This window comes from Komagataeibacter xylinus NBRC 15237 (genome assembly GCF_001571345.1).
Taxonomy (GTDB): domain Bacteria; phylum Pseudomonadota; class Alphaproteobacteria; order Acetobacterales; family Acetobacteraceae; genus Komagataeibacter; species Komagataeibacter xylinus.
Window position 1 is genome coordinate 1 of sequence record NZ_BCTP01000024.1, and the last position, 18124, is coordinate 18124.

19 protein-coding genes are annotated in these 18124 nt (G+C 64.6%); 12 read left to right on the forward strand and 7 right to left on the reverse strand.

All coding sequences use genetic code 11. From position 1 onward, the window contains the following. The 4 genes from GXY01S_RS18160 to GXY01S_RS10370 all read left to right on the forward strand — a co-directional run. On the forward strand, window positions 1-144 hold a 144-nt coding region (locus GXY01S_RS18160; protein ID WP_174520947.1), incomplete at its 5' end, for a carbohydrate porin. A 209-nt stretch (window positions 145-353) separates the two neighbouring features. Beyond that, window positions 354-932, forward strand: coding sequence for a hypothetical protein (locus GXY01S_RS10360; protein WP_061274802.1), 579 nt, complete (start codon window positions 354-356; stop codon window positions 930-932). Window positions 933-1098: 166 nt separating this feature from the next. Further along, window positions 1099-1731, forward strand: coding sequence for a hypothetical protein (locus tag GXY01S_RS10365; RefSeq protein WP_242501171.1), 633 nt, complete (start codon window positions 1099-1101; stop codon window positions 1729-1731). 17 nt (window positions 1732-1748) lie between these two features. Beyond that, window positions 1749-2246, forward strand: a complete 498-nt coding sequence (locus GXY01S_RS10370) for a peptide deformylase (protein ID WP_061274806.1) — start codon at window positions 1749-1751, stop codon at window positions 2244-2246. Window positions 2247-2337: 91 nt separating this feature from the next. Here the strand turns inward: GXY01S_RS10370 and GXY01S_RS10375 are convergent, their stop codons facing one another. Then, complete coding sequence (locus tag GXY01S_RS10375) at window positions 2338-3066, reverse strand: response regulator (protein WP_061274808.1); 729 nt, start codon at window positions 3064-3066, stop codon at window positions 2338-2340. Between the two features lie 5 nt (window positions 3067-3071). After that, entirely contained in the window at window positions 3072-3776 is a 705-nt protein-coding gene (gene phoU, locus GXY01S_RS10380; RefSeq protein ID WP_061274869.1) for a phosphate signaling complex protein PhoU, read from the reverse strand. Between the two features lie 179 nt (window positions 3777-3955). Here phoU and GXY01S_RS10385 point away from each other — a divergent pair, with 179 nt between their 5' ends. Continuing rightward, a complete protein-coding gene (locus GXY01S_RS10385; protein ID WP_061274810.1) occupies window positions 3956-6277 on the forward strand; it encodes a TonB-dependent receptor in 2322 nt (773 codons plus the stop codon). Here GXY01S_RS10385 and GXY01S_RS10390 read toward each other — a convergent pair. Both GXY01S_RS10390 and panB read right to left on the reverse strand, forming a co-directional pair. Continuing rightward, the gene (locus GXY01S_RS10390) at window positions 6226-7599 is read right to left on the reverse strand and encodes an MFS transporter (RefSeq protein ID WP_061274873.1); all 1374 of its coding nucleotides are present in this window, start codon (window positions 7597-7599) and stop codon (window positions 6226-6228) included. The genes GXY01S_RS10385 and GXY01S_RS10390 overlap by 52 nt on opposite strands. Further along, window positions 7596-8426, reverse strand: coding sequence for a 3-methyl-2-oxobutanoate hydroxymethyltransferase (gene panB / locus GXY01S_RS10395; protein WP_061274871.1), 831 nt, complete (start codon window positions 8424-8426; stop codon window positions 7596-7598). The genes GXY01S_RS10390 and panB overlap by 4 nt, the downstream gene beginning before the upstream one ends. A 426-nt stretch (window positions 8427-8852) precedes the next feature. On the opposite strand from panB, the gene GXY01S_RS10400 reads away from it, so the two are divergent. The 3 genes from GXY01S_RS10400 to sodC all read left to right on the forward strand — a co-directional run bounded on the left by GXY01S_RS10400 (window position 8853) and on the right by sodC (window position 12992). Next, the gene (locus GXY01S_RS10400) at window positions 8853-9848 is read left to right on the forward strand and encodes a hypothetical protein (RefSeq protein WP_061274812.1); all 996 of its coding nucleotides are present in this window, start codon (window positions 8853-8855) and stop codon (window positions 9846-9848) included. Window positions 9849-10046: 198 nt separating this feature from the next. Further along, window positions 10047-12041 carry an AAA family ATPase gene (locus tag GXY01S_RS10405; protein ID WP_061274875.1) on the forward strand — a complete coding sequence of 665 codons (1995 nt, stop codon included), beginning with the start codon at window positions 10047-10049 and terminating at the stop codon, window positions 12039-12041. Between the two features lie 390 nt (window positions 12042-12431). After that, on the forward strand, window positions 12432-12992 hold the full coding sequence (gene sodC, locus GXY01S_RS10410; RefSeq protein WP_061274814.1) for a superoxide dismutase[Cu-Zn]: 561 nt from the start codon (window positions 12432-12434) through the stop codon (window positions 12990-12992). Window positions 12993-13090: 98 nt separating this feature from the next. Here the strand turns inward: sodC and GXY01S_RS10415 are convergent, their stop codons facing one another. Then, complete coding sequence (locus tag GXY01S_RS10415; protein ID WP_174520948.1) at window positions 13091-13936, reverse strand: acid phosphatase; 846 nt, start codon at window positions 13934-13936, stop codon at window positions 13091-13093. Window positions 13937-14102: 166 nt separating this feature from the next. On the opposite strand from GXY01S_RS10415, the gene GXY01S_RS10420 reads away from it, so the two are divergent. Beyond that, window positions 14103-14312 carry a hypothetical protein gene (locus GXY01S_RS10420; protein ID WP_061274818.1) on the forward strand — a complete coding sequence of 70 codons (210 nt, stop codon included), beginning with the start codon at window positions 14103-14105 and terminating at the stop codon, window positions 14310-14312. A 119-nt stretch (window positions 14313-14431) separates the two neighbouring features. Here GXY01S_RS10420 and GXY01S_RS10425 read toward each other — a convergent pair whose 3' ends face one another. Beyond that, window positions 14432-15196, reverse strand: coding sequence for an SDR family NAD(P)-dependent oxidoreductase (locus GXY01S_RS10425; RefSeq protein ID WP_061274819.1), 765 nt, complete (start codon window positions 15194-15196; stop codon window positions 14432-14434). 102 nt (window positions 15197-15298) lie between these two features. Further along, window positions 15299-15655 carry a YidB family protein gene (locus GXY01S_RS10430; protein ID WP_061274820.1) on the reverse strand — a complete coding sequence of 119 codons (357 nt, stop codon included), beginning with the start codon at window positions 15653-15655 and terminating at the stop codon, window positions 15299-15301. A gap of 232 nt (window positions 15656-15887) precedes the next feature. Between GXY01S_RS10430 and GXY01S_RS10435 the strand changes: the two genes are divergently transcribed. From GXY01S_RS10435 to GXY01S_RS10440, 3 genes are read left to right on the forward strand one after another with little or no spacing between them, the layout of a single operon-like run. Next, entirely contained in the window at window positions 15888-16205 is a 318-nt protein-coding gene (locus GXY01S_RS10435) for a hypothetical protein (RefSeq protein ID WP_061274821.1), read from the forward strand. 4 nt (window positions 16206-16209) lie between these two features. Continuing rightward, window positions 16210-16386, forward strand: coding sequence for a hypothetical protein (locus tag GXY01S_RS18165; RefSeq protein WP_156470307.1), 177 nt, complete (start codon window positions 16210-16212; stop codon window positions 16384-16386). A gap of 56 nt (window positions 16387-16442) precedes the next feature. After that, complete coding sequence (locus tag GXY01S_RS10440; protein ID WP_061274823.1) at window positions 16443-17855, forward strand: cryptochrome/photolyase family protein; 1413 nt, start codon at window positions 16443-16445, stop codon at window positions 17853-17855. Window positions 17856-18124 lie beyond the last annotated feature (269 nt).

The window sequence follows — 18124 nt, forward strand, 5'->3', positions numbered from 1 at the left end:
CAGGTCACGCCATGGATGGTCATGCAGCCTGACTTCCAGTACGTGTGGAACCCGTCGGGCGGCGTGCCGGATTATGGCGTGAGCTACAATCGCCGTGTGGGCAACGAGGCCATTTTTGGCCTGCACAGCAGCATTACGTTCTGATGGGCACCCCCGCCACCCCGCGCATGCGGGGCTGGTCGGGCGCGATCGTGCTGCTGCTCATGGTACTGCTTTTAGCAGCCCGGACGGGCCAATGCCCCCCATCCCCGCAACGATACATCCCGGTAAAGGCAAAAAGCACAGGGCCGCATTGAGCATTTGTATTCTTGTTACGTCCTCCCCCCGCCTTATAAACAACGGGGGAGGAATCCATGTCCTACTACGACAGGTTTGATGATGTCCGGACCATCATGCGCACGGCGGCAAACGGGCGCTGGCTGGCATGCTCCCCCACCGACCCCAAAGGCAGGACCACCTTCATCCTGCTCGACATCTGCAACATCATCCAGTTGAAGCTGGAATATGATGGCGCGGCCCTGTACCGCAATATCGGCGATGCCGTGCGCTATCCGCTGCATGATTTTGATGATCCCATCCATGAACTTGCGGAAAGGCTGGGCGTAAAGGCCATCACGCACATCATGCAGCCGGACTATATCGTGCTGCGTGACCTTGAGGATTATGAAATACTGGGCGCGGGCGCGCCAACACGGGCGCAGCCCGGCCCGGCCTATACCGCGTGCAGCATGATCCATTGCGCGACATACGCCCAGTATGCCCGCCCGCCCACGCCGGTATGCATCGTCCATGAGTACGCCAGCATGACCCTGCGCTATAACCCCACCTTTGCGCGCAGCAGGCCCCAACAGCGCAGGCGGCGTGGCTTCCTCGGGCTGTTGAAATGGTTCTTCACGCCGCCGGGCCGCGGTGGCGGAAAATCCGCGGCGTAAGGCCGCCCGCATGCGCTGGCGCGTAGCTGCCTTGAAAAAACATCGCAGCCATCAGGCAAAAAACAGTTTCACGCCTTCTTTTTGCATTATATGCAGCCTTGATGATCCGGCCCGAACAACCCGCCGCATGACGGGTTTGCGCGCCCCGCCAAAAAGGAAAAAACCGTTGCGCCGTCTTGTTGCTTTATGTCTTCCGCTCGCCATGGCCGCCTGCGCGCAGCATGCACCCCGCCCCATGGTCAATTACTGCAGCCAGCCCGCCATTACCGCGGCCATCGTGCGCACGGCAAACCAGGGCGCGCCCACGGCCTCGCCCGCCATCCGTTTCGAGGGGGGCACGGTCAAGAGTTCGGTCTATAACGACCACGTCCAGGTGCTCGCCTGCCATGGCAGCCTCGTGCGCGGCGATGGCACGCGCGAGAATGGCGTGGCCATTGCCCGCCTGTCGCACATGCATACGGACTGGAAAGCCCTGTGGAGCACCACGGCAGCCACCCACCAGTGGATGTCGGATGCCGATATAGCGCGCAACCAGCAGGACCGTTACGCCAATTATTACGAACACACGCCGCAGGCCTGCAAGCCCTACGCGCATGACCTGTTCTATGGCGCCCCGAAATCGGACAAGGAAACCGACCACCTGCGCGAGACGCTGTATGACTGCCTTGCCGAGCATAACGTCAAGCCGCTGCGCCCCGTATCGGGCGTGGAGCATACCTACAGCCCGTTTGGCCTGAATTTCTACATTCCCTACTACACCAACCTCAACGCGGATGATAACGGTCCCTTCCTGTACTGAAGCCTGGGAACTCCGCCATGGCCATCGTGCCGATCATCCGCTACCCGCATGCCTGCCTCGAACAGGTCGCCCGCCCCGTTGACGCCACCAGCGCCGAAACGGCCCGACTGGCCCACGACCTGCTTGACACCCTGCGCGCGGCACCGGGCCTGGGGATTACCGCCAGCCACGTGGGCCAACCCCTGCGGCTGGTGGTGATCGACCTGCATGATGGCGCGGGCGCGCATGTCTATGCCAACCCCGAGATCATCTGGCACGCGGATGACACCGCCACGATGGAGGAAGGCAGCCTGTCCATGCCGGGCATCCACGCGCCCGTCACCCGGCCTGCACGCGTGCGGGTGCGCTACGACCGTCCCGACGGCACCGTGGCGCAGGACGAGGCCTGCGGCCTGCTGGGTGCGTGCCTGCAGCACGAGATCGACCAGATCAATGGCCTGTTCTGGACCCGGCGTCTGTCACGCCTGCGGCGCGAGCGCGCGCTCAGGCGGTATGCCAAGCTGGAGCGGGGATAAGCGTTTTCAGGTGCCGCCTTTTTTCCCAAAAAAGGCGTATTTTTCGAAGCTTTTTGAAAAAAGCTTCACCAGAAACCTTTATCGGTTTTCTTCAGTCCGCCTGGCCGTCATCGAGCATGTAGCCACTTGAGCGCACGGTGCGGATCAGGTCCGCCCCGCCCGTGGCGTTGAGTGCGAGGCGCAGGCGGCGGATATGCACGTCCACCGTGCGTTCCTCCACATGGATGCGGTCATCCCACGCGGCGGCCAGGATTTCAGCGCGCGAGAACACCCGGCGCGGATGGCGCATGAGATGCAGCAGGATGCGGTATTCGGTCGGCCCCAGCGCAATGGTGCTGCCCGCGCGCGACACGCGGCGGCCGCCATGGTCGATCGTGACATCGGCAAAGGTCAGGACATCGCCCTCCGCCACGGCAGCAGCCGCAGCCCCGCGTCCGGCGCTGCGCCGCATCACCGCGCGCACGCGCGCATGCAGCACGTCCATGCCGCAGGGCTTGACGAGGTAGTCATCCGCCCCGGTATCGAGCGCATGAATGGAATCCTGCTCCTCGCCGCGCGCGGTGAGCATGATGATGGGCAGGTAGCGCGTGGCCGCCGCCATGCGCAGCCTGCGGCACAGATCCACCCCCGACAGGCCGGGCATCATCCAGTCAAGCAGCACCAGGTCGGGCTTCCAGCTCGTTACACCGGTCAGCGCATCAAGCCCGTTATCGACCGGCATGACCGTATGCCCTGCCGCCTCGAGGTTATAGGTGAGCATGACGGACAGGGCGGCGTCGTCCTCCGCAACAAGGATGCGGAGCGGTTGATCAACCTGCACGGGGTCTAGCTTCCCTGGCCCGAGAACCCGCCGCGTGGCCGCACCACGGGCAGGATCTCGCCGGTGGCGGTGTAGTACACGCGCTCGGCAATGTTGGTGGCGTGGTCACCGATGCGCTCAAGGTTCTTGGCAATGAACAAAAGGTGGGTGCACGGCCCGATATTGCGCGGGTCTTCCATCATGTAGGTTACGAGTTCGCGGAACATGGCGTTGTAGAGTTCATCCACCGCCGTGTCGGACTGCCACACCTCGCGCGCAAGATCGGGGGTGCGCTGGCTCATGGCATCAATGGCGCGGCGCAGGTTGTCCTGCACCAGGCGGCCCATGCTGCGCAGGCCGCTGAGCGAGATGCGCGAGGCCACCAGTTCGGCCCGCAGCGAACGCCGCGCGATGGAGGCGGCGCAGTCGCCGATGCGTTCCATGTCACCGGTAATCTTGAGGGCCGAGACCACCTCGCGCAGGTCGCCCGCCACGGGCGAGCGCAGGGCGAGGATGCGGATCACCATTGCCTCCACATCGCGCTCGAGCGCATCGACCTGCGGGTCGAGGTCGGCTGCAATGCCGGCGGCGTTCTCGTCACGGTCGGCAATGGCGGCAACGGCCTGCGAGGTCTGGCGTTCAACCAGACCACCCATGCGCGCCATCATGGAGCGCAACTGCTCGAGTTCCTGCTCGTAACTGCGTACGATATGTGCTGATTCCTGTCCCACCACCCGCAACCTTTTTGCCTGCCTGCCCGCGCCATTCCGCACGATCCGCCCGATAACAGGGCTTACGATGCCTTACGGGACTATACTATATCGGTCCCCGATTTGTTCAAGACGATGTCATATCCCACCCGGATGAGACAGAATAATGAAATAAAAAGATATTTTTCAGGAACGCCCCCATGCCGCGCCCGCCTAGCCGCCCCGTTGTGTTCCCTGCGCCCTCCGCTGGCCGCCTGAATGTGCTCACGGTCGCCCTCAGCACCCTGCTTGGCCTCGGGCCGGGCATGGCGGCGGCTGATGACGCCACCACCACGCCTGCTGCTGCAAAACCGCCCCGCCCGCCTGCCACGGGCAAGGTGGAGCGGCTGACCGTGACCAGCCAGCGCGTGGTGGGCACCGAGCCCGGTGGCGGGCTGATCCGGGTGGAGGATGCAGCGAAATCGGTCAGCACCATCGGCACGGATTTCATGCGCAAGCAGGCGCCGAGCGCCACGGCGTTCGACATGGTCAGCCTGCTGCCGGGTGCGAATGTCTCCTCATCCGACCCGCTGGGCTTTTCACCCCAGACCAATATCAGCGTGCGCGGACTGGGCGGGGATTCGCTGGGCTACGTGCTCGAGGGCATGCCGCTCAATGATATTGCCTATTACAACGGCTATCCCGGCCAGTTTGCCGATACCGAGAACTACCAGAGCGTCTCGCTCGCACAGGGCTCGGCGGATCTCGACTCCCCCGTGCTCAACGCGGCGGGGGGGCTGATGAGCATGACCTTCCGCGACCCTTCAATGCGGGCGGGAGGATATGCCGATGTATCCTACGGCTCCTACAACACCAACCGCCAGTTCCTGCGGCTTGAAACCGGGCAGATCGGGCATACCGGCATCAGGGGCTTCGTGTCCTACTCGCATGGCTATACCGATAACTGGCGCGGGCCGGGCCATGACGAGCGCCAGCATATCGACTTCAAGTTCCTGCGCGAATGGGGGCAGGGCAACCGGGTCTCGCTGATCGGCACATGGAACACGATGGTGGCCAGCTACTACCCGCCGGTCGACAAATCCGACTGGCAGGCCCAGGGCGTGCATGGCGCGGCCAACAACCTCGCCGCCACCTACAACCCCAATAACGCAGCAGGCGGCACCGATTACTGGGCGCTGTACCGCCAGCCCGAGCGCATTGCCTACCTTGCCGCCCCTGCCCGCTTCATGCTGGCGCGCGGGCTGCACCTCAAGGTCACGCCCTATGCGCAGTGGAGCTACGGCAACGACCCCGGCGGCACGACGCTGGGCGATGCCGGGCTTGCAGGCGGGGCGGATGCGGTGGTGCGCTCGAACTGGACCCAGACCAGCTACCGCTCGGGCTTCAACGCAACCCTCGACTGGCAGCTTGGCAACCATGACCTCGTGTTCGGCTACTGGTACGACTACTCCGATGACAGCGAGCACCAGCCCTTCACGGCCGTGAACGCGCAGGGGTATGCACCCGATATCTGGGTAGACCGCATCAGCCGCACCCTGCTCGACGGCAGCGGCCAGCAGGTCGATGCGGGCAGCTACCACATGATATCCCAGACCAACGCGCTCTATATCGGCGACCGGATGCATTTCCTGCACAAGAAGCTGATGGTGGATGTGGGCTTCAAGGAAGTGATGCTCGACCGCACCGGCACCACCACATCGGGCGGCGTGCAGACGGCGGCAGGCAGCAACAGCGCAACACCGTTGCCACGCATCGCCATCCGCTACCAGATCACGCCACGGCACATGGTATTCTTCAACACCACCACCAATTTCCGCACGCCTGATGAAAGCGCGCTGTTTGGCGGCGTGACGGCCAGCGGCATCACGACACAGCTCAAAAACGAATATTCCGTGTCGGAGGAACTGGGCTACCGCTACAATGGCGACCTGATCGTGGGTAGCCTGACACTGTTCAACTATGACTTCACCAACCGCGAAATCCAGACCCTGCTCAACGTGAATGGCGCACAGGTCGATTCCACCATCAATGGCGGCGGCCAGACCTCACGCGGGGTGGATGTGGAGATCGGCCTCAAGCCGTGGCACCATTTCGCGCCCTACCTGTCGGGGGAGTACCTGCACGCGACCATCGACAGCGACATTCCATCGGCTACCGGCACGCTGGCAACCCGTGGCAAGACAGCGGTGGAAAGCCCGACGCTGCAGGCATCGGCGGGGCTGAGTTATGATGACGGGCATTTCTTCGGGCTGGCCTCGGTGCATTATACCGGGCGGCAGTATTCAACCTTCATGAACGACGAGCGCATGCCCGACCACACCACGGGCAACCTCGCCATCGGCTACCGCATGGATGACCATGCCTTCCTCTCGCACCCCGAATTCCGCATGAACTTCATCAACATCACCAACCAGCATTACCTCTCCGGCGTGGCCACCCCCACGCTGACCAAGGCCGACGGGCCGCAATATTACGTGGGCGGCGGACTGGCCGTGCTGTTCACCGCCGCCACGGGGTTCTGAACCGCAAGGCCACGCAGCACCACCGTGCCCGCCAGCAGGTACAGCACGGCAGGCACCAAAAGGCAGCCCGCATGAATGCCCGCCTGCGCCTGTGCCGTCTGATGTCCCGCGCCACTGACCAGCCCCGCCGCCGCCAGCACGCCCGCCAGCAGGCTGCCACCAATATCAAACGCCATTTTTGACGCCATGGAATTGAGCGCCCAGCCCAGCCCCACCGTGCGCAGGCCATCCGCCCCGCCTTCGTGCCGCATGGCATGCGCCAGCAGGGTGAAGCAGGCCGGGTTGCACACGCCCACGCACAGCCCGAACAGCCCCAGCCCCGCCCCGGTCAGGTCCAGCCGCGCCGGCAGCCCATAGGCCAGCAGCAGGACAGCCCCCGCCGCCACCGTGCCGTGGCGCATGACCACGCCTGCGCCCCACCGTGCGCACAGGGGCAGGGAAAGCCCGCACCCGGCCAGCACCATCAGGCTCATCATGCCCAGCAGCCAGCCCGCCATGTGGTCGCCCGCATGCAAAACGTAGCGCACGTCATAGACCAGTGCGCCAAACAGGAAGGTGCTGCCCAGCATGGTCAGCAGCATGGCCCCCGTCAGCCGCCGCCAGGCCCGGTTGGCCAGCAGCGATGCAACGAGCTGCCGGGGGGCCGCATCGCCGCCATCCGTCGCCACCCGCTCGTGGCACAACCGCGCAGGCAGCCACACCAGCGCGCCCACCACGCACACCACCACCACCATGAACAGGGCAAAGCCCGCCTGCCGGTTGCCGTGGCCCAGAAAATCCACGGCAGGCAGGGTGACCATGCTGACCGCAAGCCCGCCAAGTGTTGCCCCCACCATGCGGCTCGTGGCCAGGCGCAGGCGGATGGCGGGATCGGATGAAATCAGGCTGGTCATGACCCCGTAGGCGGTATTGACCACTCCGTAGCTTACGCACAGCCCCATATAGGCCGTGCCCGCGCACAGCCCGCGCGCCACGATGGGCCAGCCGCGCGGCAGCGGCACGAAGGTCAGCACCACCAGCACCATGAACGGCACGAGCCCGCCGCGCAGCAGCGGCAGGGCCTGATGGCCCGCGGGCCTGCGGTCGATCCACAGCCCTACGACAGGATCGGTCACGAGGCTTGCCGCGCGTGCGGCAAGCAGCATGAACCCCACCATGCGGGCAGGGAAAAAGCAGATATCGGTATAGAAATACGCCAGGTAGCTGAGCATCAGCCCCCAGATGATGTTGAACCCCGCATCACCCGCGCCAAATGCCACGATCTCCTTCAGCCCCACGCGGAGGGCGGAAGGAGGCGGCACCGGCGCGGGCGGGCGCATCATCCCGGCGTCACTGCGCGGCGGGTGCCAAAACATTCTTCCGGCCCCGGAAAGTCGCGGGTGCGCACATCCTCGGCATAGCGGGCAACCGCGCCGTCAATCACATCGCCCACATCGGCGTAACGGCGCACGAAGCGCGGGGTGTCCGTGCCGAACATGCCCAGCATGTCATCAACCACCAGCACCTGCCCATCGCACGCAGGCGAGGCCCCGATGCCGATGACCGGCACCGGCACGGCAGCCACGATCTCGCGCGAGACGGATTCGACCGTGCCCTCGAGCACCACGGCAAAGGCGCCAGCACCCGCAATGGCATGGGCATCATCACGCACCTTGCGCGCCTGCGCCGCGTCACGCCCCTGGGTGCGGAAGCCGCCCGTGGCGTTGACCGCCTGCGGCATCAGCCCCACATGCCCGCAAACGGGAATGCCGCGCTCGGCCAGAAAGTGCACGGTTTCGGCCATTTCCACCCCGCCCTCAAGCTTGACCGCGCCACAGCCGGTCCCTGCCATGAGGCGGGCGGCGTTGCGAAAGGCCTGCTGCGGTGATTCCTGATAGGAGCCAAAGGGCATGTCCACCACCACCAGCGCGCGCTGCGAGGCACGCACCACGGCAGCGCCATGGGCAATCATCATGTCCATGCTCACGGCCAGCGTATCGGGCATGCCGTACACCACCATGCCCAGCGAATCCCCCACCAGCATCACGTCAACATGCGCATCGAGCCTGCGGGCCATGGGCGCGGTATAGGCCGTAAGCCATACACCGGGTTCCCCGCCCTTGCGCACATCGCGGATGGTCCGCCGCCGGGGCTGTTCGCCCTTGCCCATGCCTGCCATTTTCCTGCCATATCCGTTGCGTTACGATGATATCTGGATATTGCAGGCCATCGGTCTTGGCAAATCCCCCGGTCGCCTGAATGGGCACGCGCCCAATTCAGGTGGAACCACAGCACGCGCCGCACCGTTGACTTACAGAACTGAAAGAGACCTATCCATCCGGCCGGGGGGAAACCTGTCCGGGATTTAATGTGATATTAATTACTATTATCACATAATATGCCTATGATATACATCAATACGGCATCAAACGATCCATCATGCAGGCCTCACCCCCCTAACAAGGCGCATGCCGTATCCCCCATGTGACCCGCCCCCATCCACTGTGGCGCATGGTTCCACGCGGCGCAGGCCCCTCCTGCCCGCTCCACCACCAGTACCAACCGTTCTGGCCACAGATACTTCAAGGACCGTCCGATGCGTGAAACACGTACCGCCCTGGCTGCCTGGCATCTGCAGCATTCCCGCCCCGAATGCCTGGTAAGCTACTTCGACCCCTGGCAGCCCGTGGCTCGGCAGCTTGACCTGCTGGCCAGCCGCTTCGGGGCCGTAAAAGCCCTGTGCGATGCCGAACGCGACAGCCTCGCCACCGAGGATGACGCGTTGGCGCAACTGCGTGATTCGCTGGCCTTTCACCTGCTCAGGGCCTGCGTGTGGTGGCAGGTCGATTTCTCGCCCCGCGCCGTAACGGGGCTGTCGGCGCCCAAGTTCATGGAGCATGCCCACCGCCATACCGCACGGCATGTGGATGACGAGACGATGCTCGATGTCATGACATGGCAGCATTACATGCACCGCGCCGATAGCGGCCACATCATGGTGACCGGCACCGACCCGCTCTATCGCGGCAACACCACCATCGTGTACGGCATCGACGGGCATCGGGGCTTCCGCTTTGGCATGCAGCGCCCCGGCCAGCCACTGGCGTGGAACGACATCACCCATCCGGATTTCATCGCCGCCAGCCTCAACGCCCGCGCGCTGCACTGCCTGATCGAGACGGAATGCGCCGCCATTGGCGAATGGGACCAGGCGCGTGAGGAGCATATCCAGGCCGCCCGCCACCACGCCCGGCACTTCCACATCGTGGGGCAGGCCGATCCCGTGGCGCGCTATGCGCGCGCCCTGGAGCAGTTCAGCCGGTGCCAGTCGCGTTTCGGGCGCTTTGCGTTCGAGAACATCGTCAACCACATGGCCTTTGCCGTAGCCCACGCCGCCCATGAGCAGGGGCTGAGCCTTGCCGAACTCCTGCACCAGGGCGACGGGCACCCGGTCAGCCCCAACATGGTCGACAGCCTGAAGCGGCGCGCGCACGCCCATGTCACCACCGGCACCGACCCGCTGCGCCAGGCGCAGTACGTGGCCATGCTCAACCGGGTTGAAACCGGCTTCGCCCTCTCGGGCGGGCAATAAGAGGCCATAAGACCGGGGGGAAGAGAAAACATATTCTTCTCCCCCCACGACATCCGGGCCTGCACTCCCTATATTCAGCAGGAATAGCAGGAGACCCGATATATGGCATTGGCCAAAAGCAGACGACCGGCACCCCGCCGCAGGACGGTACAGCCCCGCTCGCCGCGCGTTCGCGGCGAGACACGCCGCCTGCTGGAAATGCTGTGCGTGCTGCATGGGTCGATCCATCGCGGATCGCGTGATGCCGGTGCCCTCGTGCGCTGCGTGGTGCAGGCCCAGCCCGATCTTGGCCTGCCCGACAAGGACCTGCCCGCCGCCCCCCGCCATGATGGCGAGAACCCGCCCACCGCCACGGAATGGAAGCGCCTGGGCCATGCGCTGGAGGAAATCCGCCTCCAGCACATGAACGACCGGGGCTACGTGGATGCCTGGCTTGATGAACTCAGCCATGCCACCGGCCTTGGCAGCGTGGCCAGCGAGGTGCTCGGCCTTGCCATGTGCTACCGCCTGAACGGGCATTTCGAGCAGTTATGGGATGATCTGTGCGAGAACCGCTCGCGCGGGCCATTCCTGTGCGAGGACATTCCGCTGCTGCACCTGCTGCTCGGCCAGGAGGAGGACGCGATTGCCACCGCCCTCGCCCCCGATGGCCAGTTGCGCATGAGCGGCCTGATGACCGTGGACGAGGATGGCGACATCACGCTCCTGCCCCGGCTGATGGCGCTGATGAACCGCCGCGCCAGCGTGGTGGGCGATATCCGCTCCATGCTGCTCGGCCAGCCCCGCACGGCCACCCTGCCGTGGGAGGCCTTTGCCCATCTGGGCCAGCAGGCCGAGATTGCGGCCAAGCTGCTCAAGGCGGCGGTCGCCACCCATGCCAGCGGCATCAACATCCTGCTTTATGGGCCGCCGGGCACCGGCAAGACCGAGTTCGCGGCCACCCTCGCGCGGCATATAGGGGCGACGCTGTACCCCGTGGGCGAGGCCGACAGCGCGGGCGATGAACCCTCGCGCCATGAGCGCCTGGCCGACCTGCGGTGCAGCACGCGCCTGCTGCGCAACACCGAGTCCATCCTTCTGTTCGATGAGGCGGAGGACCTGTTTACCTCCAGCCTGTTCGACGCGCCGCAATCCTACAGCCGCGTGTTCTTCCACCGCCTGCTCGAGCAGGGGGGCACGCCGGTCATCTGGACCGCCAACGACCTTGATACCCTTGGCCCCGCCATTGCCCGGCGCATGGCGCTGTGCATCGAGGTGCGCCAGCCCGGCATCGGCGTGCGCACGCGGCTATGGCAGGACATGGCACGTGAGGAGAAAGTGGCCCTCGCCCCGCAGGATGCGGCCGACCTTGCGCGCACCATACCGGCGGCACCCGGCATCTTTCGCAACGCCCTGCGCTCCACCCACCTTGCAGGCGGCGATTCGGGCATGGCCAGCCTGATCGCCACCGGCATTGCACGCGCCGCCGCGGGCGGGCAGATGCCCATGCCATCACAGCCCGACGTGACGGATTATGACGCGACCCTCATCAACGCCGATTGCGACCTGCAGGCGCTGACAAAACGCCTCGCCCGCCCCGGAGCGCCCCGTGCGGTCTCCCTCCTGCTGTCCGGGCCGCCGGGTTCGGGCAAGAGCGCGTATGCTCGCCATCTGGCCGCCGAGATGGACATGCCGGTGCTGCAAAAGCGCGCCTCCGACCTGCTGGACAAATATGTGGGCCAGAGCGAGCAGCAGATTGCCGCAGCCTTTGCCGAAGCGTGCGACAGCGGGGCGTTTTTGATCATTGACGAAGCCGACAGCCTGCTTGGCGACCGCCGCTCCGCCGAGCGGTCATGGGAGATCAGTCAGGTCAACGAGATGCTGACCTGGATGGAGCAGCACCCGCTGCCATTCGCCTGCACCACCAACCTGGTGGAAAAGCTGGACCCGGCCAGCATGCGGCGCTTCCTGTTCCGCGCGCGTTTTGGCTACCTGAACGCGGTGCAGGCGGCGCATGCGTTCTCGCGCTTTTTCGGGCAGGAGGCACCTGCTGCCCTGCGGCACCTGCACACCCTCGTACCATCAGACTTCGCGCTGGTGCTGCGCCGGGCGCGGCTGCTCGATGAAAACCCCACGCCGGACGAACTGCTCGAGCGCCTGCGCGCGGAAACCGCAGGCCGCGAGGGCAACCGCAAGATCGGTTTCCTTTCCTGAAAATAAAGGTAACGCCCGGAAAGCGTCATCCCCTGCCTTTCACCCCCGCTGTCACACGCCGCCATCCATCAGGTGCCGCGACTTCCATGGGCATGCCACGGGTTGGTCCCGGATCTCCAAAACCCAGGGCGGACATGAACCGGAACCAAACCGTGACATGTCCGGCATCGCCTGCAACATGACGGGGCCGTTTTTCGTTGCGGGTACGCCTCCCTCACAAAGAGTTGGATTCCGGTTCCCCGCGCATGGGTCGAGACTGCATGCCCGTCATATCGCGCCCGGGTCATGGCGGACGGGGGCGGCATCCGGGCGACCGGCCGATGCATCGCAGTCCCGCCATCGCATACCCACGCACGACAGTACGCCTCCGTCGAAAAGGAAATCCATCCCATGTCCACCCGACGTCTCCGCCTTTCTGGCCTGTTTTCCCTCGGCCTGCTTTCCCTTGCCAGCGGCTACGCCGCGTTCGCCACACCCGCCCGGGCCGCCGATACGGCATCGGGCGCCCTGATGGGCACGGACGGCACGGCGCGGGGGTCGATCCATGTGACAGCGGCACCGAAGGGGGTGCTGCTGCGTATCGAGGCCACCGGGATGATCCCTGGCTGGCACGGCGTGCATTTCCATGAAAAAGGCATCTGCGGCCCGCCGAAATTCACCGATGCGGGCGCGCATGTCCATACGGCGACGCCGGTGGTCCATGGCCTGCTGAACGCCAATGCGAACGATGCGGGAGACCTGCCCAACATCTTCGTTGGACAGGACGGCAACGCGACGGTCGAACTGTATTCGACGCTGGTGACCCTTAACGGTACGGACGGCCACCCGGGGCTGCTCGATTCCGATGGGTCCGCCCTTGTCATCCACGCCAACCCCGATGATTACCGCACGCAGCCGATTGGCGGGTCGGGCGACCGCGTGGCCTGCGCCGTCATTCACCAGGGCGGGTAGCCGATCAGGCACCGTTGGGACGCAGCCCACCGTAATGAGGCAATGAAAACTTCCGGGTGCCGCATCTTTTCAAAAAGGCGGCACCCCAAAACTTCTGTTTACTGGGGCGGGTGGGCCGCGGCGTCGGCCTCGATGGCGCATTCGGCGGCAGGGGGGGCGGCCATGGTGGCGTGCAGCGCCGTCACCTCCGCCCGCGCGGCATCCATTTCCTGCCTGAAGCCATCATCCTGCTCCATGGCCGAATACAGCACGCCGCCATTGAGCCACCCCGCCGCGACATCGGTCTGCCACTGCACGCCACACACCACGCGGCTCTCGCCAAACACGCGGGCGCGCTGCATGATCGCAGCCGTGCGATCAGGCAGGATATCGGACAGGATCAGCCCCGTCACCCAGCCCAGCGTGGCGTGGAGCGAGGGGTAGGACGGATCACGCTTGAGGTCGGCGCGCAGTGGAATACAGGTGGGAAGTTCAGCCTCGGTAAAGGGGCGGGGGCGATTCCATAGCGCCTTCTCGGCATTGACGGCAGGTGTGAGGCGCTTTTCGATCCGCGCCACAAGGCCCACGAGTTCGGGCAACTGCTCGGGCGGCAGGGTAAAGCCCGCGGCACACGAAAAGGCCGAGACCATATGCGCGGGCGTATCGCGGTTATCGGCCTGCGCGAGTTTCCACCGTGGCGTGCCTTCAAGGGCGCGGGTGGCGGCAAAGATGGAGGCATCGGCCGCGCGCTGCGCCGTGTCCGGGCCGGGCGGGGGTGGCAGGAACACCTGCCCGTCAGGCAAAGGCGGGCCTGCGGGCACATCGGCCTGCGCTGCAGGGTGGGCATGGGCGGCGTGATGAGGGGCATGCGGATGCGCCCGGGCCGCCACAGGCGGCATGGCCAGCAGCCCCATTGCGGCACAGGCAGCCAGCCCGCGCGCCATGGCAGAACGATCGAGACGCATCTTGTTCCTGTCAGTTCACCTTTTGCCGCAGGCCACGGCGACACCCTGCCCATAGCATGAGGCGCAGAAGGGACAAATGCCACAACGCCCCCCTGCGGGCCAGACGCATCTTCTGCCCCGGCGGGTTTTATGGCATGCTGCACCAACAAGCTGGAGGCACGCCCCGATGAACCGCAGAAACCCGATATGGCCCACCACCGTCAGCCCCGTGCGGATCGGGCTGTGCGTGATCGGGCTGACGCTGGTGCTCGTCCAGTTCATTCACGGGCTGAACATCAGCCCCGATGCCATGCCGGGTCAGGTCATGTTCCATATCGCCATGCTGGCCCTTGGTGCCATCGTGTTCGTGGCCGGCATGTGGGGCCCGTCGCTTTAAGAGAAATTATTGGAAAGTAATAAGAGCCTATTTGAAAATAACTCATTGATAAAAAATAATAAAAGTTTTTGGGCGTCGCCTTTTCTGGAAAAAAGCGACACCCGGAAACCTTCATGGGTTCAGCGACCGCCCGATACCGTCATGACGCTACCGGTCATGTACGATGATGCGGGCGAAAGCAGGAACGCCACCGCCTGCGCAATTTCATCCACATGGCCCACGCGGCCCATGGGCACCACGGTTTCAGCCAGTTTTGCGGTTTCGGGGGGGACCATGTCGGTCGCGGTCAGGCCGGGGGCCACCGCGTTGACGCGTATCCCCTCGCGCGCGACCTCATTGGCCAGGCCGCGCGTAAACGCCTCGACCGCAGCCTTGGTGGCAGCATAGGGCACAAGCCCCGGCAGGCCGCCCAATCGCGCCGCAACGGAAGACAGGTTCACGATCACGCCGCCCCTGCCGCCGTGGCGGGTGGACATGCGGCGCACCGCCTCGCCCGCTGCCAGCATGGTGGCGCGGACATTGATGTCGAACAGTGCATCAAGCGTCTCGGCGGTCTGTTCTTCCACCCGCACCTTGGTGCCGGTCACGCCCGCGTTGTTGACCAGCCCCCAGAGCGGCCCGAGTTCATGCGCGCGTGTGAACAGGGCGCGGATCTCACCTGGCCGGGAAAGGTCGGCCCTGATGGCCATCGCGCGGCCACCACGTTCGGTAATGGCGCGGGCCAGCGCCTCGGCCCGAGCAGCGTTGGTGGCGTAATTGATGGCCACCGCATGCCCCTCACGCGCAAGCAGGGTGCTGATGGCATGGCCAATGCCCCGGCTGCCCCCCGTTACGATCACGACGCCGGGCGTCTGGGCCGGGGCGGGGGAATGGGCATCGTTCATGAAATCATCCTGCCTGGTGTGGGGTGTCTGATCAGGGGATCATAGGCCCCTGCCCCCGCCTGCAAACAGGAAAAAGGCCCGTTTGCAGGCGGCCAGCGTATATCAGCCATCCAGTCGCGCAAGGTGAGGCAGCAGGTCGCTCAGCCCCTTGATGGTGGCAGGGCGTGACAGACCTGTTTCATTTGAGAACCGGTCAATGACGGGATCGGGGATCAGGGTCGTGACCACGCTTTCATCAACCGGTGTGTTGGTGGGGTGGGTTTCCCAGCGGATGACCTGATCTTCCAGCCCGGCCTTGCGGGCGCGGGCATGCAGGTCCTTGCGGCCGGGGCTGTTGGCATTGCCCATATAGGCAATGACCGCGCTCATCAGGCCCGATGTATCGGTGCGGGCGCCGGTCAACACATCAGCAACCTTGCCTGCGGCCTGTCCGATCTGATCAGTACGGGTGGTAGCCATGGTTTATGCTCCTTTGTGGTCTGACGTTGTGGTCATGACAGGCCAACGAGGGCGGGGCGGCATTCGTGCCATCACGGATTTATGAAGACTATCGTGTATTTTTCAGGGAACTTTTAAAACGCACCCTTCGCGGCCCTGTTATGACAAAAAGGGTTGACAGTTGTAGCAAACTGCAATGCGCTGTGATGCGGCAAGACCACGCGACGACCTTGAACACAGAGGAGAAAACGCAATGCGACGCCTGCCCGATGCCCGGCGCTCCACCACACATGGACTGCTTGCGCTCGTCTGTGTGGCTACGGGTGCTGCCTGCGCCCTGTCGCCCGCCCATGCGACCGAGCGTGGGGATCAGGCCAGCGCGTGCAAGGGCGATGTATTCAGGCTCTGCTTTCTCGACATTCCGAACGAAAAGCTGATGACGGAATGCCTGGAAAGCAAGCTTGACCAGCTCTCGCCCAGATGCCGGGCCATGTTCGAGGATGATGGCCAACCCGAGCCCACCGGCACGCCCGCGCAGCCTGTGCCGCCAGCAGCCCCTGCCCCGCGCTGAAAACGTGCCGCTGCGCGGCCGGACCGAATTTTCTGGTGGTGCCTTTTTTCAAAAAGCGTCGAAGAAGGCGGCCATTTTGAAAAAAGGCACCACCCAGGAACTTTTATTATTTTTTATCAACGGGTTGTTTTCAAATAGTCTCTGCAACAGGAAAAATGGCGGCGACAGGGCGGTTATTTGACGGCCTGCCATTTGTACCCCACACAAACAGCCTGTCTTTTCTGGAACAGGGTCGTCATGCCTGATTATGCTCCCACCATCATGTGGTTTCGTGATGATCTGCGGCTGGCGGATAACCCGGCCCTGTCTGCCGCGGTGGCGGCGGGGCCGGTGGTGTGCGTGTATATCCATGACCCCGCGCTGAATCTGGGTGGCGCCGAGAAATGGTGGCTGCACGGCGCGCTTGAAGCCCTTGATGCCGACCTGCGCGCGCAAGGCGGGCAGTTATGCCTCATGGCCGGGCCGGAACAGGAAAGCCTTCTGTGGCTTGCGCAGATGCTGGGCGCGCGTGGCGTGGAATGGAACCGCCGTTACGCGGGACCGGCCCGCACGCGTGATGCCGCGATCAAGACCGCGCTGAAAGCCGGGGGCCTGATGGCCCAGAGCCACCCCGGCAATATGCTGCATGAGCCATGGCAGGTGCGCACGAAGCAGGGCGGCCCCTTTCGCGTTTTCACGCCATGGTGGCGAGCGGTGCAGGCCATGGGGCCGCCGCTGCCGCCTCTGCCCGTGCCGCATGGCCTGAATGCCGCCCTGGCAGCCGCCCCGGTGCCAGATGCCGTGGCCAGCCAGCTTGTGAAGCTGGCCGCCCTGTCGCTGCGCCCCGCCACGCCCGACTGGGCGGCGGGCCTGCGCGCCACATGGCAACCGGGCGAGACAGCGGCCCTTGAGCGGCTTGATACATTCCTGGCCGAGCGCCTGCCCGGTTACGCCACCGCGCGTGACCTGCCCGCCCGACCCGCTACATCGGGCCTGTCGCCATGCCTGCGCTTTGGCCATGTCTCGCCCCGGCAGGTCTGGCACGCGGTTGACGCACGCGGCGCGGGCGACCGCGACAGCGCAAGCTTCCTGAGCGAACTGGGGTGGCGTGATTTTGCCCAGTCCACCCTGTTCGACTTTCCCGACATGGCAACGCGCAGCCTGCGCCCCGAATTCGATGCCATGCCCTGGCGCACCGACCCCGCCGGGCTGCGGGCCTGGCAGCGCGGGCGCACCGGCTACCCCATCATCGATGCGGGCATGCGCGAACTGTGGCATACGGGCTGCATGCATAACCGCGTGCGCATGATCGTGGCGTCTTTCCTGACCAAGCACCTGCTGCTGGACTGGCGGGTGGGCGAACGGTGGTTTGCCGATACGCTGGTGGATGCCGATGCGGCGAGCAACCCGTTCAACTGGCAATGGGTGGCCGGGTGCGGGCTGGATGCGGCCCCGTATTTCCGTATTTTCAACCCGGTGCTGCAGGGCGAAAAATTCGACCCCGAAGGCGCGTATGTGCGGCGCTGGGTGCCCGAACTCGTGCGCCTGCCAGGGCGTGCCATCCACACGCCGTGGAAAGCCGACCTGCCCGCAGGCACGCGCTACCCCACCCCAGTGGTTGATCTGGCAGGCGGGCGGGCCCGCGCGCTGGCCGCGTGGAAAGCACTCTAGCCCCGATTATGGACGGGCCGCCCTGTAAGTAGACAGGCGCTTCATATGGTGTTAGGGATTTGCCAGACAGTAACAGATATTATGTATTAATTATTATATGAAACTAATTTCCGCCATTCCCCAAGCGGCATGAAAGTCATCAGCACGCCGCGCCCATGACGGATTGCGGCATTTTTTCAGTTGATCAGCATCAATATCTCAAAAATGACAATATTTTAGTCATGTCTCCCGCGCAGGCGACATGCATGCAGCACCTGGAGGCAGGATTT